Raw genomic sequence first — 16,138 nt, forward strand, 5'->3', positions numbered from 1 at the left:
GGGTGCCGGCCAGTGGCCGGCACCCACTGGGTTGATCAACCGCAGCTGGCGCGCTCGATCCGGTTCTGACCGTCCACCTGCACCGTCACGCGGTCCTGGCGGAAGTCCATGGTTACCGCCATGCCCGGCTTGACCACGCGCGCGTTGCGGGCACCGCTATCGGCGACCAGTTTCTTGATGGTGGCCTCGTCGGCGGTCTTGCCGGTGAAGGCTTCCAGCGCTTCCGGCCTGCATTCGTGGGCGGCATCGGCCACCGGTGCCGGTGCGGCATCGTGGGTGGTGCTGCTGCCGGCGTGGCTGCAGGCGGCCAGCGGCAGGATGGCGAGCAGGGCAAGCGGATTGAGGCGCATCGTCGGGCTCCAGGCGTGGATGGTGGCGGCAGTGTCACCGCTGCCACCGTCAGGGCATGTCAACGCGGCCCTTGGCCATTACTGCCCGACCAGCGCCAGTGTTTCGCGCTCGCGCTGCTCCTCGCGCACCAGTCGCTGCAGCAGCAGGGCCAGGGTGACCACGTCCTGATGGTTGTGGTCGGCCACCCGACGCAGGTTCACCGCATCGCCGCCGCGCAGGAAACGCAGCCATGCGCCCGGGGCTTCGGAGCCAGGCAGGTCATCCTCGCGCACCACGCGCAGCAGCTGGCGCTCAATGGTGGACAGCTTGCAGTTCTCCCACGTGCCGCGATAGCGGCGGCGGGTCGGGTAGAGCAGGTCGACGTGATCCAGCGCGCTGATCGGGCAACGCTGGCGGGCCAGCCGGTAGCGCGTCTTCAGCAGCGGCGCATCGTAGCTGCGCCCGTTGTAGCTGCAGAACACGGTGGACGGCTGCAGCCAGCGCGCGAAGGTGGCCAGCATCGCGTCCTCGGCGGCCATCGTCGACATCAGCAACTGGCGGATGCGCAGGCCTTCGCCACGCTGCGGGCACACATGCCAGTCGGCGGCGCCGATCATGAAGGCGCGGGTGCCAGTGCCGCCGGCCAGGCCGGTGGTCTCGGTATCGAAGAACAGCAGGTCGCGCGCGGCGACGTGCTCGTGCTCGCGCCTGGCGAAAGCCAGGGAAAGCGGTTCCGCGGGAATCGATTGCGGCTGCAGCGACTCGATCAGGAACAGTCCCGGCGCGATTTCCTCGCCGGGGAGCTGGCGATCCTGGGCACTGGCGCGTGCCGGTGCGGCTCCACCACGCGAGCGCAGGCCGAGCAGGCGGTGCAGGCTGCCCACTTCCGGTCGACGCAACGGTGCGGCGGCCGTCACAGGCGCGGCAGCGCCGGTCGGCTTGTGGCGGATTTCCTGTTCGACCCAGGCGAACACCGAGCGCTCCGCCGGTGGCTGCCGTGCATCGTTGGCGGCTACCGGGGCCGGCGCCGGGGGGGGCGGTTCGGGTGCCACCGGCGTGACTGCTTTCGGGTCGCCGGCCTGCTTCCGCAGCAGGCGCAGCTTGTCCAGGCTCAGGCTCACGGTGCCAGCAGCTCCATCGGCTCGCGCGTGGTCACCACCAGGTCGCGCACGTGCTGGCAGGCTTCTGCGTCGAACAGGTCGAGCACGCGCAGCGCCAGCGCGCGCGGCGAGGTTTCATCTTCCTCCTGTGCAGCCAGCACCGGGCCGACACAGGCCGGGCAACCGGCCTTGCAGTCGCAACGCTGCACCAGTTCGCGCGCGCGCTGCACCAGCTCGGCCTGGCGCTGCCACAGCGGCTCGCTCAGGCCAACGCCGCCAGGAAAGTTGTCGTACAGATAAACGGTCGGCACGAACTCCTGCAGCAGCTCCACCGCGCCAGGGTCGCCTTCGCTGCCGCGCAGCTGGCCACGGCCGCTCTGGTCGGCGATCGCGAACCAGGCACCATCGCCGTTGCCGACTGACTTCTGCAGATCGCGCGCATCGGCCATCACCGCCACGGTGGCGACGATGTGCAGGGCATACGCGGCGCCAAGGAAGCCATCCAGCGCATCCTGCTTGCTGGCGAACGCGCGCAGCAGCAGCGCCTGCGGCAGCTGCCACCACACCGCAGTGGTGTGCAGTTCCTGGTCGGGCAGGTTAACCGGCCCATAGCCGATGTTCTCGTGGGTGTAATAGCGGATCTTCTTGTAGCCGGCCACGCGACGCACCACGTGCACTTCGCCATGGTGCGAATCGCCACGGCCGGCCACGCCACCGTCGAAACGGTCCAGCACCTTGAGCTTGGTGAAGTCGATGCTGTCGGTGTAGTAATCCACATGCGTGCGGGTGACATAGGCCTTGCGGCCGTCCCAGTCCAGCGTCTCCACCTGGTAGGGCGTGGACTGCACCATGTGGATGGCGCCTTCGTACAGGGTAAGTGCGGCGGCGGAATAATCGACCTCGGCGATGATCTGCTGGCGGCCGTCGCTGCGGTCGACCACCACGAAGTTGCCGTCGGCCACCGCGCGCAGGCTCACCGCGTTGGCCGGATAGCTGTCGGCGATCCATTCCCAGCGCTCGCCTTCGCGGTGGATGACTTCGGTTTCGGCCAGCGCTTCCAGGAACACTTCCGGATCGATCGGGCCGAAGCCATCGCCAACCCGGAACGGCAGTTCGAAGGCTGCGCAGCGGATGTGGTCGAACAGGATCAGCGGCTGGTCAGGTGCAATGCGTGCATGTTCGGGCGAGGCCTCGGCGAAGAAGTCCGGATGCCGCACCACGTACTGGTCCAGCGGCTGCGAGCTGGCCACCATCACCCCCAGCGCCGGCTGCTGGCGGCGACCGGCGCGGCCGAAGCGCTGCCAGGTGGCGGCCACGCTGCCGGGATAGCCGTTGAGAATGACCACGTCCAGGCTGCCGATATCCACGCCCAGTTCCAGCGCCGACGTGCTGACGATGCCGTCGATGTTGCCGGCGCGCATCGCACGCTCGGTCTCGCGGCGCTCGGTGGGCAGGTAGCCGCCACGGTAGGCGCGGATGCGCGGCGGCTTGCGCGGGTCGTGGTCGAAGATGTCCTTCAGGTACTTGGTCAGCACTTCGACCATCAACCGGGTCTGCGCGAACACCAGGGTCTTCAGCCCGGACTTGATCGCGATGCGCGCGATGCGGTTGCTCTGCGAGCGTGCCGAGGCGCGCAGGCCCAGGTCCGGATTGATCACCGGCGGGTTCCACAGCAGTACCTGTTTCGGTCCGCTGGGCGCACCGGATTCGGTGATCGCGGTGACCGGTGCCTCGATCAACGCCTCGGCATGCGCCTGCGGATTGCCGATGGTGGCCGAGCACAGGATGAACTGCGGTTGCACGCCGTAGAACGCGCAGATGCGCTTGAGCCGGCGCAGCACGTTGGTGACGTGGCTGCCGAACACGCCGCGGTAGGTGTGTACTTCGTCGATGACGATGTAGCGCAGGTTCTCGAAGAACTGCGCCCACTTGGTGTGATGCGGCAGGATCGCCTGGTGCAGCATGTCCGGGTTGGACACCACGATGTCGCCATGCAGGCGGATCGCCTGGCGCGCATCACCCGGGGTATCGCCATCGAAGGTGAAGGCCTTGACGCCCAGATCGCCGGCACGGTTGAGTTCCAGCAGCTCGGCCACCTGGTCCTGTGCCAGCGCCTTGGTCGGGAACAGGTACAGCGCCTTGGCCTTGTCCTGCATCGCCGCGCTGACCACGGGCAGGGTGTAGCACAGCGACTTGCCGCTGGCGGTGGGGGTGACGATGGCCACGTGCTCACCACGCTGGCTGGCCTCCCAGGCCTCGGCCTGGTGGCTGTAGAGCTGCTCGATGCCGCGTGCCTTCAGGGCCGCGGCCAGGGCCGGCGGTACCGCATCGGGAATGGGGGCATAGCGGCCCTCGCGGCCGGGAATGGCAAAGCTGCCGGTGATGCGGTCCTGGTAGCGGCGCTGCAGGCGCGCGCTGAGCAGGGCGCCGTCACGGGCGGGCAGGCCATCGCGGGTGGCGAGCTTCTGCTCGGCATCGGCGGTGCGCTTGGCGAGTTCGTAAGCCATGGAAAGTGGAGCCGGGACGGATTGCGAGGGGTCACATGGCACCACATCCACGTCTCAGGATGTGAGACATCGCACACGGAGGGCGTGAACCGTTCAGTGCTCGCGTCCCGTGGCGCCGCCGCATCTCCCCTGGCTGAACAGCTGCCAGTGCAGCAACGAAATCTGAAGCCGGCATCCGTATCCTTGGGCGCTGGACGCAACCAACAGGGCGGATGGCTGTGGCACGACGTGGAACGCAGGGAGCACTCCTGGCCGGCATGCTGCTGGCCGGCATCGCGCAGGCGCAGCAGGCCGCGCCGGTGTCGGTGCCCGATCCTGCACCCGTTCCCCCTGCTGATGCCCCGGCAGCAGCCACCGCGCCGATCTCCACCGCCCTGCCGCAGGACAACGTCACCACCCTCGGCGAGGTGCGTGCACTCAAGCCCGACGACGAGCCGCTGGACCTGTACCGCTTCAAGAACCCGGTGAAGTTCGGCGACAACCGCTTCAGCCGCGACTGGAGCGAGCCACCGTCACCGGAGCAGGTCAGCATGGGCGGCGGCTACATCATGATGGGCGTGGTCAAGGGCGTGCTGGCGGCGGGCCGGGGCCTGAACAAGCTCACCGGTGGCCCCGACCAGATCCAGTCCGCCATCGCCCGGCCACCGCCTGAGCTCAGTGCCGAACAGCGGCAGCGTGCGCTGCGGTTCTCCCAGCAGCAGGATGCCGGTGATGCACCGCCGGTGAAGTAGGCCGGTATATCCTGCCGGTTCCTCAACCGATAGCGCTGCCATGTTCCTGCGTTCGTTCTGCCTGCTGGCTGCATTGCTGCCCGCGTCTGCCTTTGCTGCCGGCATCGCCGGTGATGGCGCGTGCCGCAATGGCGCGTTCCCCTCCGAACAGAGCCGGTTCGCGCTGGCGCGGGTGGTCGACGCACCGCGCCTGTATCTGCTCGGCGACATGGACGGGTGCCCCGCCAAGGGCGAACCGGCCTGCCGCCAGCGCAGCTATGTGGTCAACGGCGATACGGTGGTGACCGGTCGCGACCTTGGCCGCTACCGCTGTGCGTTCTTCCCGAACAAGGTGGGTGGCAGCGCCGGCTGGGTGGACCGCAGCAAGCTGCAGCCGTTGCCGGTGGCCGTGCCAACGCTGCAGGACTGGGTGGGCCACTGGAAAGACGGCGACAACGGCCTGCGCATCACCGTGCAGGGTGGACAACTGCATGTGGATGGCGACGCCTACTGGCCCTCTGCCAACCCCACGCCGGAACAGCGCCCGTATGGCCCGAACATGGGCCAGGTGGAAGCGCGCGCGACGCCGCGTGGTGCTGATGTCGAGTTCGTCGAGGACACGTGCCGGGTGCGCGTGCACTCGCTGGGCGAGGTGCTGATCGTGGCCGACAACAGCGAATGCGGTGGCATGAACGTGCGCTTCAACGGCGTTTACCGGCGCGCGGGGAAACGCTGAAGGCCGCATGACGGAGGGGTCAGAGCCCTTTCGTGGGCGAAAGGGATCCGACCCAGGGTCAGCGCCGCCGCTCCAGCCACCACAGCAGCGAAGCGCACACCGTGAACGCCAGCCACCAGGGCCAGCGCGAGCCCGGCACGGGCTGCATCATCGCCGTGTTCGTCGGCCCGCTGACGGCCAACGCCCGCGTGGTTGCATCGATCATCGCCTGCTGGTGCAGTGCAGGTGCGGCCTTCGGGTCGAACACATAGCGCCAGACCGTGGTGTCGCCGTGCTGCAGGCGCTGCCAACCCGCCTCGCGCGGCCACCAGCCGGCGCAGCGCAGGGTCGACGTTGCGCCGTCAACGATCAGGGGCACGCTGTCTCCGCGCGCGTTGAAGACCTGCAGTGGCGCCTGCACGCCGCACAGCGCCTGCCGTTCGCCCGCCCAGCCGAGCGTCTGCGGCGACCACAGCGCATCACCGCTGCCCTGCGCGCGCGCCAGCGTGGCGACGACGCTGCTCCAGAGTTCACCGTGGCGATCATCGCGTCCGGCCAGCACCCAGCGCCAGCTGTCGGTGATCGGCAGCAGGCCGATGCGACCCTTGCCGGCAGCGCGCCAGCCGCCGACGGCCTTGCCCGACCCATCCCGCAGCAGGGCGTTGCTGCCTGGCGCCTGCAGCGCCAGTGCTTCCAGCGCGGGCAGGGGCGCACTGTGCGAGCTGCGGTCAGCCTCCTCGCCGTAGCCGGTCGGCAGCGTTCCGGCGGCGAGCGGGCCGCGTCGTGCGGCGAGGACCGCGCTGTCGCCATCGCCGGGAAGTTCGAGGGCGTGGCTGCTGCCATCGCCCTGCACTGGCAGGCCCAGATCGCGGAGGCGCTGGCGCGCGCCGGCTGCAGGTGCGCCTGCACTGCGCAACAGAACGCCAAGGCCGTCACGCAACGCCTGCCGCACGGCAGCCAGCTGGCCGGCACTCAATGCGGTCAGGCTGCGCTCGTCCAGCAGCAACAGATCGCTGCGCGCGAGTGACGCTGCATCCAGCGCGACCGCGCCATCCCCCACGCTGACACCTGCCCCGGTATCGGCCTGTACCTGCACGCGGATGCCGGTATCGGCGGCCCAGCGGCGCAGGTACTTCAGCTCCGGGCCCGGCGCACTGGCACGCACCAGCATGCGCAGCGGTGCCGCCGGCAGGGTCTGCTGCGGTACCGGCGCGCTGTCCACCACATGACCGCCGGCATCGAGCAGGCGCAGCTGGAACACGCTGCGGCCCTCGGCGCGGGCGATGCCGCTGAGCTGCACGTGACCGTCCTCGGCAACGTCCACGCGATCGACCACGCTGTCGGCGGGGTCAAGCAGTTCCGCCTTGGCCTTGGCGACGCCGCGCGCCTGTGCATGCACGTCGAAGCGTGCGCCGGGCGCGGTGTCGGCGGGTGGCTGCAGCGCGATCCACCCGCGCGTCGGAGCTACCGGCTGCCAGCGCACGTCGCGTGGCAGTACCGCGTCGCGGTCACGCGCGACCAGGCCGGCACCGACCAGCGTCAGCGTGGAAGCCGGATGCTGGCGCAGCGCCGTGGCCAGGTCCGGCACGCGCTGGCCCCCAGGCACATCGGCAGCCTCAGGCAACAGCAGCCGCGGGCCTGCGCTGGCCGGCAGCGCGCCGGCCTTGTCGGCATCGATTCCCAGCACGACCAGGCCGACCGCGGGTTGCTGGCCGGTGGGCGGGACCAGGCAGAAGTACAGCAGCGTGGCAGCGATCAGCTGCAGCGCATTCACGATCCACTGGCGGCCACGACGCGCGGCATTGCCACGCAGCTGGCGCACGCTGGCGATGACCACGATCAGGACGAGTGCCAGCGCAATCCACAGGTTCACAGCGGAGGCGTTCATGGCTGCACCTCCAGCGCATCAAGGTACCGCTGCCCCATCGCATCGGCGGCGTTGCGCCGCATTGCCTGCGGCAGGGGTCGCTGCAGCGCGCGCCATACCTGTGCGCGCAGGCGCTGGCGGCAGTCGCGGCAGCCGGGTTCGATGCGCAGCTGCTCGATGGCGGCAGCCAGATCGAGTGCGTCGGGCAGGTAGGCGGCATTGCGCTGCTGCCAGCTGGCGAGTGCGTCGAGGTCGGGCACGCTGGTGTCATCGCCGAGGCGCTGCCACGCTTCGACGATGGCCGGATCGGGCGGGGTGCGGGCGGCCAACGGCAGTTCACGGCTGGCCAGCCCAGCGCGATCGCCACCCAGCCGGCGGCCTTCATCGATCGGCGGCAGCTCCGGCCCCACCCGCGCCAGATAGATGCGTTCGGCCTGCTGCACCTGCTTGATGAACCCCAGTGCCTTGTAGGCGAACGGCAGTGCCTGCTCCGGACGGCCCTGGCGCAGCTCGCCTTCGGCCGACCACATCTGGTCCAGCGCGGCCTTCAGCGTGGCGCGGGTCTGTGGGTCGAGCAGGGTCGCGGCCTCGGCATGGTCGTGGGTGTGGCCGTACTCCGACAGCACATCGGTGGCGCTGCCGAACACCGGTGGCGCATCGGCACTGGCCGCCTTGCCGCCGTGGTCGTGGCCATGCGCGTCGTGCGCACCGGCCTCGGCGCCATGGTCGTGATCGTGTTCGTCGTCGTGGCCGTCTGCGGTCGGCGCATCGCTGGTGGGCAGGTCGCTGGTCGGCGGTGGCTTCGGTGCACCTTCGCTTTCTTCGCCCAGGAACTGGCCATAGCGTAGGCGCAGGATGCGCTGGTCGACACCGATCGCATCGCTGCGTTTCACGAAGTCCTCGGCGGCGAGGCTGCGTCGCTGCCGGATCAGCGCTTCGGCATCGATGATGAGCTGCCGCTGGCTGCGGAAATAGGCCGGCAGGGTCTTCTTGATGCGGCCTTCCAGTTCGGCACCGAGTGCAACCTCGGCGCTGGGCAGGCGCAGGATCACGCTGCTGCTGCGCCCGGTCTGCGGTGTTGGCGCGTGGTTGTCGCGCACTTCCAGCTGGGCGATGACATCGTTGCCCGGTTGCGCGCCCAGCGCAGCCAGATCAAGCGTGTGGGCGAAACGCCGCGCGGTGGCTTCGCCGCTGCCGGCAAGCGTCACGCTGCGTTTCACGAAGGTGATGTTCTCACCGCTGCCCTGGGTGGTGGTGATCGACAGCGTTGCCTGCGCGGCTACGCCATAGTCGTCGGTGGCCTCGAAGCGCAACGACCACTGGCGTTGCCCGGGCGTGCCCAGCACCAGGCTGGCGGCCGGCTCCAGCACGCGTACGCCGGGCGCGCGGTCGGCGACCACGTCCAGACGATGCAGGTCGGTTCCGGCCAACGCCGGCTCGCTCACCACGCGGTACAGCACCGGCGTGCGCGCCACATCCTGTGCCTGCCACTGGCCATCGTGTTCGTTCAGCGGCAACCGGCGACCATCGTGGAACTGCAGCCATGCCTTGTCCGGTGCGCGATCGAAGCGCAACGACCACGACAGCCGGCTGTCGGCGGCGACCTTGGCATCCAGTGCGTTCTGGGTGAGCGTGGCTTGGCCGGTATAGGCCGGCGCGTCGATGCGCATGCGGGTGGACTGCAGGTGCAGTGGGCCCGCGGCAGCCGTGCTGCCAGGCGCCGACGCACGGGCCGGCGCGGAGCCGGGGCTGGAACGTGGCCAGCCGAATGCCAGCGCAACGATGGCCAGGCCTGCGATCCAGCACAGCGCCAATGCTCCACGCGGCCAGCGCGGACGCAGTTCCGGCATCGCGCGTTCCAGCGTGGCCAGCACATGCGCGCGCTGGCGCTGCTGCAGCGGATTGAGGGTAAGCGCATCGGCAAACAGCAGGTCGGCACTGTCCTCACTGGCGCCGCTGCCATCGAGCTGGCGCTGCAACCACTGCGGGTCCAGCTGGCGGGAGCGTGCCATGGCGAGCGCTGCGCAGGCAAGCAGGCCGATGGTGCCGATCACGCAGGCGATATCGAAGCCCGCCAGGCGCAGCGCCAGCACCGTTGCGGCCAGCGCCCACGGCAGGCCCAGCAGCAGGGTGACGAGCGCACGGCGGCGGCGCGCGTGCTGCCAGGCGAGCTGCAGGGTGTTCATGCGGGCCCCCTGCGTCGATGACTGCTGGCCATCCAGCGTTCCAGCGCGAACAGCAGCACGATGGCCAGCAGCAACCACGGGGTGAGCTTGCGCAGCGGCGGCGTTGCCGCAGGCAGTGCTGCCTGGCGGGGGGCCTGGTCCTGGGCATCGCCGAGGCGTGGCAGCGGATGCGGCTGCAGAGCCAGCAGCAGCGCGCGTGGCAACTGCGGATCGCGCAGCGCAGCGTTGCCTGAGGCATCCCAGTCGCCGGGCAGAGACAGCAGGACACCGTGGCCGATGCGTTGCTGCCACAGCAGCGGGGAGCCCTCGGTGTTGCGCAGCAGGATGCTGGCCTCGGCGGCAGGCTTGCCGGCAGTCACTACACGTCCGCCGTCCTGCAGCCACGTCTGCCAGTTCGCCGGCAGTGCGCCAGTGCGGCTCCACACGCCGATCTCGCCGCGTTCGGGCAGCGCATCCGCCACCAGAGGCGCGAGCGGCGCCTGCCTGCCCCACGCGCGCTGCAGTGCATTCAACCAGTGCTGGACGGCGGCCGAAGCATCGCTGTGCACGCGCAGGCGCGGCAACGTTGCGGCACTCGGTTGCTCACTCACCGGTATCGGCTGCGGACGCCACTGCACCTTGCGCGACAGCTGCAGGCGTGTGCCGTCCAGGCCGGGCAGGCGATCGGGGACGTGCACGGTCAATGCGGTGCCCGCAGGCAGCTGTGCGTCCAGTTCGCGCAGCAGGCTGGGCAGGGAAGCCGTGGACGCGGGTGGCACTTCATCAATGGCCGGGAAGCCGGGCGCCAGCCAATGCCAGTTGCCCGCTTCGGCGGTGCCGCGTAGTGCGGTCGCGTCCAGCCCTGGGGCTACGACCGTCCACGCAGTGGGGGCTGGCGCAGGCCCGGTCAATGCAGGTCGTGCCAGCAGCAAGGCCAACGCGGCAAGCAACAGCAGGCGCACCAGCAGCAACGGCCAGTCATCGAAGCGGATGCGCTGGCGCGGCCGGATCTGTGCACGCAGCCAGCGCAGCGCGGCGAAATCCAGCGGTGTGTACGGATGGCGGCGGGCGAGGTGGATCAGCAGCGGCAGCAACCCTGCAGCGAGCGCGGCCAGGCCCAACGGGAACAGCAGGGTCATGCGCCGCCCCTGCGGCCAAACAGTGCCTGCAGTGGTTGGTCCAGCGGCTGGTCGAGCCAGCCAGTGGCACTGGCGATGCCGCTGGCCTGCAGGCGCGACTGCAATGCGTTGCGTGCGTCAGCGAAGCGTTGCAGGTAGTCGGTGCGGATCGCCGCGCCATCGCCCAGCAGTTCCTCGCCGGTCTCCGGATCGCGGAAGCGATGGCCTGCGCCGAACGGGAAGTCACGCTCGTCGGCGGTGAGGATCTGCAGCAGTGCCACTTCGCGGCGTGCGCTGGCCAGTTGTTCCAGCAGCACAATGCCGGCCTCGTCAAAACCGTCGCCGATCGCCAGCAGCAGGTCGCCCGGGCGCACGCGCTCCCACAGCGGGCGCAGGCGATCGGCCACAGGCCAGCCGCCACGCGCCTGCAGCGCATGCAGTTGCAGGTGCACGCGATCACGCTGGCGTGCGCCGTTCGCTGCGGGCACCAACTGCAGTCCATCGCCATTGATCGCCAGCAGGCCGAAACGGTCGCCCTGCTGCAGGGCCAGTTCCACCACGCAGGCGGCCACACCGCGCATGTGGTCCAGGCGGGTGCGCTGCGGTGCCGCGCGATCGGCCTGGCCGGCCGAGGCGGTGGCATCAAGCAGCAGCCAGACCGTGATCGGGCTTTCGCGTTCGGATTCGCGCACGAAGAAGCGGTCCGAGCGTGCATACAGCTTCCAGTCGATCTGGCGCAGCTCATCGCCTGGTTCGTAGGCACGGTACTGGGCGAATTCGAGGCCGGCACCGCGGCTGCGGCTGGCGTGCTGGCCGATGCCACTGGCGCCGCTGGCCAGGCGTGGCCGCACGCGGAGCGTGCGCAGGCGCGCACGCAGTTCCGGTGGCAAGGTCAGCGGGGTACCGGCGTTCACGCGTGGCTCAACCCGGGAACGGCACGGCCTGCAGCAGGGCGGCGACCACGTCGTCGGCACGCTTCTGCTCGGCCTCGGCGGCGAACGACAGCAGCAGGCGATGGCGCATCACCGGCGCGGCCAGCGCCTGCACATCCTCGCGGGTGGCGGCAAAGCGGCCCTGCAGCAATGCGCGCGCTTTTGCCGCCAGCACCAGCGACTGCCCGGCGCGCGGACCCGCGCCCCACTTCACCCACTGGTTGATCGCGGCGGGTGCGCCTTCGCCTGGGCGGCTGGCGCGCACCAGGCGGGTGATCCAGGCCAGCACATCCGGGCTGACATGCACCTGGCGTACGGCGGCCTGCAGCGCGATCACCGCCTCTGCATCCATCACCTTCGGCACCGCGTCGTTGGCGCCGCCGGTGGTCTGTTCCAGGATCTGCCGCTCCTCGTCCTCGCTGGGGTAATCCACCAGCACGTGCAGCAGGAAGCGGTCCAGCTGCGCTTCCGGCAGCGGGTAAGTACCCGCCTGCTCGATCGGGTTCTGTGTGGCCAGCACGAAGAACGGCGCCGGCAGTGCGTAGGTGGTGCCGGCGTAGCTGACCGTGCGTTCCTGCATCGCTTCCAGCAGTGCGGCCTGGGTCTTGGGCGGGGTGCGGTTGAGTTCGTCTGCCAACAGCAGGTGGGTGAAGATCGGGCCCTGCTGGAAACGGAAATGGCGATGGCCGGTGCCGTGGTCTTCCTCCAGCAGTTCGGTGCCGAGGATGTCGCTGGGCATCAGGTCGGGGGTGAACTGCACGCGCCGGAACTGCAGTTCCAGCGCCTGCCCGAGCGAGCGCACCAGCAAGGTTTTGCCGAGCCCGGGCGCGCCTTCCAGCAGGCAGTGGCCGCCGGCCAGCAGGCCGATCAGCAGCTGCTCGACCACGGTGTGCTGGCCCACCACGGCGCGTGCAAGCGCGGCGCGCAGCGCATCCAGGCGTGGCAACAGGGAATCGAGGTCGGGGGAAGTCATGGGCGTGCCGGTCCTATCAATTGTTCAACGCGTACATCACGATGTTGACGCCGAAGCGGGTGTTGTCTTCGGCCAGGAAACGCTTGTTGCGCCAGTCGTAGTCCCACTCGCAGCCGTAGTCCTTGTTGCTGTAGAGCAGCCCCAGGCGGCCATCGATCTCGATGCCCTTCAGGTAGTCGTGCACCAGGTCGTCGCCCCAGCCGTTGAGTTCGAAGCTGGTGGCCGGCGGGCCATCGGGGAAACGGAAGAAGCTGCGGTACAGCGGGTGGCTGTTGGGCAGCTTCTGCAGTGCCCTGGGACCAAACAGGCGGCCCATCTGTGCCTCGAACGAGGTGGCGAACAGCCCATCGATATCGTGGTTGCAGTCGTCGACGAAGACGAAGCCGCCATTGCGCACATAGCGCACGAAGTTCTGCCGCTCGGCGGCATTGAACTCCACCAGCGTGTGGCCGGCCAGGTAGCAGAACGGCGCTTCCAGCATGCGCGGGTCGGCCAGTGCCACCACGTGCTCCTGCGGGTCCACGCGCAGCGAGGTGTAGTCGATCAGCGAGGTGATCAGGTTGGACGGCATGCGCGCGTCCACGTCCCAGTCACCGGAGTCGTACTGCAGGCGGGTGAACCAGAAGTCGTAGCGCGAACTGCGCGGGCCTGCCTGTGCCCAGGCCGGCAGCGCCGCCGCCGAAGCGGCAGCGGCCAACCAGCGCAGGCAGGCCCGGCGATCCATCAGACGGCGTCGGACAGCGAGGTGAAGGTGAAATCGCGCAGCTTCATCGGCGGGATCATCATCACGTAGCTGGACTCATCACCGGCCACACGCACCGGCTTGCCCAGCTCTTCGATGTTGTTGAGCATGATCACCGGCGACTCGTTGAAGCGGAAGTTCTTCACCGGGTGCTTGATCTGGCCGTTCTCGATGTAGAAGGTGCCGTCGCGGGTGAGGCCGGTCAGCAGCACCGTCTGCGGATCGACCATGCGGATGTACCAGGTACGCGTGACCAGGATGCCCTTCTGGGTGCCACGCACCAGCTCGGCGGTGCTTTTGTCGCCACCGCTCATCAGCAGGTTGCCCGGCGAGGCCTTGGCGGTCTTGCCCTGCTTCTGCGCCCAGAAGCGCGAGTAGTCCAGGTTGGCGATCTTGCCGTTCTCGATGATGGCCATGCGCTCGCGCGGCAGGCCTTCGTTGTCCCACGGCAGCACCGGTGCGTCCGGATGCCACGGATCGGCGATCATGGTCACGCGCGGGTCGTAGACCTGCTCGCCCAGCTTGTTGCCACCACCCTTCTTCGACAGGAAGCTGCGGCCTTCATCGGCCGAGCGCGCACTGAAGAAGTTCATCATGAAGCTGATCAGGCCTGCCGCTGCGGCCGGCTCCAGGATCACCGTGTACTTGCCCGGTTCCAGCGCCTTGGCTTCGGCCGACTCGGTGGCCTTGCGCATGGCGATGCGGATGTCCTGGTCGGCCTTGAAGTCGGCCGCATCCTTCAGGTTACGGCCGACCCAGCCCGAGCCGCGGCCATCTTCAGTGCGCACGGTGCAGGTGTAATCGAAGTTGGTGGTGCGCTGGTAGGCGAAGTTGCCGTTGCTGTTGGCGGTGGCCTGGAAGCCCTGGCCGTCCTCGAGGAAGCCGGCGGCGATCAGGCCGTGACCACGGCACGGGGCGATCGAATCGGCGGCGACCTTGGCACGGAACGCCGGATCGATGGCAGCAGTGGATTCGCTGAAGGTGGGGCTGGCGCGGTAGCTCTGCTTGCCGATGGCCGGCATGAACTCCGGGTTCTCCGGGGCCAGGCGGGCCAGGTCTTCGGCACGGCGCACCACGCGTTCCAGCGCGGCATCGTCGAACTCGTTGATCGAGGCGGTGCCGACGCGCTTGCCGAAGGCGACGGTGACTGCCAGTTCGGTGTTGTCGACGATGCCACTGGTGGAGACATTGTTCAGCGCGAAGCGGATGTTGCCGCTGATCGCGCCGGCCAGCACGGCGGTGCACTCGTCGGCCTTGGACAGGGCGATGACCTTGTCGAGGATGGCCTTGGCCTGGGCTTCGGTGAAGATACTCATGGTGTAAGGGCTCCTGACCGGTCAGCCGAGGCTGCGTGCGGTGTTGATGACGTTGATGCCGTTGAAGCGCGCGGTGGACGAGCCGTGCGAGACCGCCGAGACCTGTCCGGGCTGGCCCTTGCCGTCGAAGAACGAACCGCCCAGGCGGTAGTCGCGTTCGTCGGCCACGGCGGTGCAGGCGTTCCAGAACTCCGGCGTGCGGATCTGGTAGGCCACGTCTTCCAGCATGCGGGTGATCTGGCCGTTCTTGATCTCGTAGAACAGCTGGCCGCCGAACTGCGCGTTGTAGCGCTGCTGGTCGATCGAGAACGAACCATCACCGATGATGTAGATGCCGTTCTCCACGTCCTTGATCAGGTCCGGCACGCTCAGCGGCGTCTTGCCCGGTGCCATCGACACGTTGGCCATGCGCTGGAACTGCACGCTGGACCACGAGTCGGCATAGCAGCAGCCGTCGGACTCGGTCTTGCCGAGGATGTGGGCCTGGTCGCGGATGGTCTGGTAGTCCACCAGCTTGCCGTTGCTGATCAGGTCCCAGCGCTTGCACTTCACGCCTTCATCGTCGTATGCCACCGCGCCGAGGCTGCCGGGCTGGGTCTTGTCGGCGAAGATGTTGACCAGCTCGCTGCCGTACTGGAAATGCTGTTCGCGCTTGTCCAGGGTGGCGAAGCTGGTGCCGGCGTAGTTGGCTTCGTAGCCGAGCACGCGGTCCAGTTCCAGCGGGTGGCCGATCGACTCGTGGATGGTCAGCCAGGTATGCGACGGATCGAGCACCAGATCGTACTTGCCCGGCTTCACCGACGGGGCCTTCAGCTTTTCCTGCGCCTGCCGGGCGGCGGCGATGGCGTCTTCCTTCATGTCGTAGGAAGAACTGTAGTTGACCACGCCATTCGGGCTGACCACCTTGCCGGCGGCGGCGCCGTCCAGGTACTCGTAGCCCAGGCCCATCGGCGAGGACAGGCCCGAACGGGTGCGGAACTTGCCGCTGCTCTTGTCGATGGCGGTGACCGTCATCGGCGCCCAGATGCGGTGCACGTCCTGGTCGATATAGGAACCATCGGTGGAAGCAAAGTACTTCTGCTCGTTGACCAGGAACAGCATCGAGTTGACGAAGCTGGCACCAGCGCCCATTGCGGCAGCGTTGACGTCCAGCAGCAGGCCGACCTTGTCCTTGATCGGCACCTCCATCGCATTCTTGCGGATCGGCGTGCGCCAGCTCACCTCACCCACGCCCGGCGCCTTGGCCAGCTGCACCGGTGCGGTCTGCACGCCGGCATTGGCCTTGGCGATGGCCGCCGCCTGCTGCGCGGCCCTGGCCACGTCGGCGGTACCCAGTGCGTTGGTGGCGGCAAAGCCCCAGGCGCCGTTGACGATCACGCGGATGCCCACGCCGGTGGACTCGGTGTTCACCACGTTCTGCACCTTGTCCTCGCGGGTGATCACGAACTGCCGCAGGTAGCGGCCGATGCGCACGTCGCAGTAGGTGGCACCGGCGCTGCGCGCCGCCTGCAGCGCCGCGTCGGCCAGGCGCTTCTTCAATGCCGGGTCGAGGCTGGACTGCAGCTGCTCGGCGGCGATCACCTTGCCGAAGAAGGAGGGCACGATCAGCCCGCCCGCGGTAAGCCCGGTCAGGGCCAGGAAGTCACGTCTTTGCAAGGCTGCT

General features: G+C 68.8%; 13 protein-coding genes. 2 read left to right on the plus strand and 11 right to left on the minus strand.

Annotation, left to right across the window (positions count from 1 at the left end):
- Window positions 1-35: 35 nt before the first annotated feature.
- The 3 genes from AC5P8R_RS16530 to AC5P8R_RS16540 all read right to left on the minus strand — a co-directional run bounded on the left by AC5P8R_RS16530 (window position 36) and on the right by AC5P8R_RS16540 (window position 3,937).
- Window positions 36-350 carry an I78 family peptidase inhibitor gene (locus AC5P8R_RS16530; protein ID WP_014645466.1) on the minus strand — a complete coding sequence of 105 codons (315 nt, stop codon included), beginning with the start codon at window positions 348-350 and terminating at the stop codon, window positions 36-38.
- Window positions 351-428: 78 nt separating this feature from the next.
- Window positions 429-1,451, minus strand: coding sequence for a ribonuclease H-like domain-containing protein (locus AC5P8R_RS16535; protein ID WP_014645467.1), 1,023 nt, complete (start codon window positions 1,449-1,451; stop codon window positions 429-431).
- Complete coding sequence (locus AC5P8R_RS16540) at window positions 1,448-3,937, minus strand: DEAD/DEAH box helicase (RefSeq protein ID WP_126411570.1); 2,490 nt, start codon at window positions 3,935-3,937, stop codon at window positions 1,448-1,450. Before AC5P8R_RS16540 ends, AC5P8R_RS16535 begins: the two co-directional genes overlap by 4 nt.
- 212 nt (window positions 3,938-4,149) lie before the next feature.
- On the opposite strand from AC5P8R_RS16540, the gene AC5P8R_RS16545 reads away from it, so the two are divergent.
- Both AC5P8R_RS16545 and AC5P8R_RS16550 read left to right on the plus strand, forming a co-directional pair.
- The gene (locus AC5P8R_RS16545; protein WP_032957598.1) at window positions 4,150-4,668 is read left to right on the plus strand and encodes a hypothetical protein; all 519 of its coding nucleotides are present in this window, start codon (window positions 4,150-4,152) and stop codon (window positions 4,666-4,668) included.
- A gap of 40 nt (window positions 4,669-4,708) precedes the next feature.
- Window positions 4,709-5,383, plus strand: coding sequence for a hypothetical protein (locus tag AC5P8R_RS16550; RefSeq protein WP_014645470.1), 675 nt, complete (start codon window positions 4,709-4,711; stop codon window positions 5,381-5,383).
- A gap of 58 nt (window positions 5,384-5,441) precedes the next feature.
- Here the strand turns inward: AC5P8R_RS16550 and AC5P8R_RS16555 are convergent, their stop codons facing one another.
- Genes AC5P8R_RS16555 through AC5P8R_RS16590 form a run of 8 tightly spaced genes read right to left on the minus strand, consistent with a single transcriptional unit; the run spans window position 5,442 to window position 16,131 of the window.
- A complete protein-coding gene (locus tag AC5P8R_RS16555) occupies window positions 5,442-7,250 on the minus strand; it encodes a hypothetical protein (RefSeq protein WP_495223641.1) in 1,809 nt (602 codons plus the stop codon).
- Window positions 7,247-9,415: a hypothetical protein gene (locus AC5P8R_RS16560; RefSeq protein WP_495223642.1), complete on the minus strand. Its 2,169-nt coding sequence runs from the start codon at window positions 9,413-9,415 to the stop codon at window positions 7,247-7,249. Before AC5P8R_RS16560 ends, AC5P8R_RS16555 begins: the two co-directional genes overlap by 4 nt.
- On the minus strand, window positions 9,412-10,533 hold the full coding sequence (locus AC5P8R_RS16565) for a BatA domain-containing protein (RefSeq protein ID WP_495223643.1): 1,122 nt from the start codon (window positions 10,531-10,533) through the stop codon (window positions 9,412-9,414). The genes AC5P8R_RS16560 and AC5P8R_RS16565 overlap by 4 nt, the downstream gene beginning before the upstream one ends.
- The gene (locus AC5P8R_RS16570) at window positions 10,530-11,426 is read right to left on the minus strand and encodes a DUF58 domain-containing protein (RefSeq protein WP_046427741.1); all 897 of its coding nucleotides are present in this window, start codon (window positions 11,424-11,426) and stop codon (window positions 10,530-10,532) included. Before AC5P8R_RS16570 ends, AC5P8R_RS16565 begins: the two co-directional genes overlap by 4 nt.
- Before the next feature lie 7 nt (window positions 11,427-11,433).
- On the minus strand, window positions 11,434-12,417 hold the full coding sequence (locus tag AC5P8R_RS16575; protein WP_049404208.1) for an AAA family ATPase: 984 nt from the start codon (window positions 12,415-12,417) through the stop codon (window positions 11,434-11,436).
- Window positions 12,418-12,433: 16 nt separating this feature from the next.
- Complete coding sequence (locus AC5P8R_RS16580) at window positions 12,434-13,141, minus strand: DUF4159 domain-containing protein (RefSeq protein ID WP_032957605.1); 708 nt, start codon at window positions 13,139-13,141, stop codon at window positions 12,434-12,436.
- Window positions 13,141-14,475 carry a TldD/PmbA family protein gene (locus tag AC5P8R_RS16585; protein ID WP_014645476.1) on the minus strand — a complete coding sequence of 445 codons (1,335 nt, stop codon included), beginning with the start codon at window positions 14,473-14,475 and terminating at the stop codon, window positions 13,141-13,143. Before AC5P8R_RS16585 ends, AC5P8R_RS16580 begins: the two co-directional genes overlap by 1 nt.
- 21 nt (window positions 14,476-14,496) lie before the next feature.
- Window positions 14,497-16,131: a TldD/PmbA family protein gene (locus tag AC5P8R_RS16590; protein WP_014645477.1), complete on the minus strand. Its 1,635-nt coding sequence runs from the start codon at window positions 16,129-16,131 to the stop codon at window positions 14,497-14,499.
- Between the last annotated feature and the right edge of the window lie 7 nt (window positions 16,132-16,138).

Source organism: Stenotrophomonas sp. YJH_SMC_73 (assembly GCF_059370155.1).

Bases quoted from the DNA above. Each gene is read 5' to 3' on its own strand.
- AC5P8R_RS16530 (WP_014645466.1), bottom strand. From the start codon at position 350: ATGCGCCTCAATCCGCTTGCCCTGCTCGCCATCCTGCCGCTGGCCGCC.
- AC5P8R_RS16540 (WP_126411570.1), bottom strand. From the start codon at position 3,937: ATGGCTTACGAACTCGCCAAGCGCACCGCCGATGCCGAGCAGAAGCTC.
- AC5P8R_RS16545 (WP_032957598.1), top strand. From the start codon at position 4,150: ATGGCTGTGGCACGACGTGGAACGCAGGGAGCACTCCTGGCCGGCATG.
- AC5P8R_RS16550 (WP_014645470.1), top strand. From the start codon at position 4,709: ATGTTCCTGCGTTCGTTCTGCCTGCTGGCTGCATTGCTGCCCGCGTCT.
- AC5P8R_RS16555 (WP_495223641.1), bottom strand. From the start codon at position 7,250: ATGAACGCCTCCGCTGTGAACCTGTGGATTGCGCTGGCACTCGTCCTG.
- AC5P8R_RS16560 (WP_495223642.1), bottom strand. From the start codon at position 9,415: ATGAACACCCTGCAGCTCGCCTGGCAGCACGCGCGCCGCCGCCGTGCG.
- AC5P8R_RS16565 (WP_495223643.1), bottom strand. From the start codon at position 10,533: ATGACCCTGCTGTTCCCGTTGGGCCTGGCCGCGCTCGCTGCAGGGTTG.
- AC5P8R_RS16575 (WP_049404208.1), bottom strand. From the start codon at position 12,417: ATGACTTCCCCCGACCTCGATTCCCTGTTGCCACGCCTGGATGCGCTG.
- AC5P8R_RS16580 (WP_032957605.1), bottom strand. From the start codon at position 13,141: ATGGATCGCCGGGCCTGCCTGCGCTGGTTGGCCGCTGCCGCTTCGGCG.
- AC5P8R_RS16585 (WP_014645476.1), bottom strand. From the start codon at position 14,475: ATGAGTATCTTCACCGAAGCCCAGGCCAAGGCCATCCTCGACAAGGTC.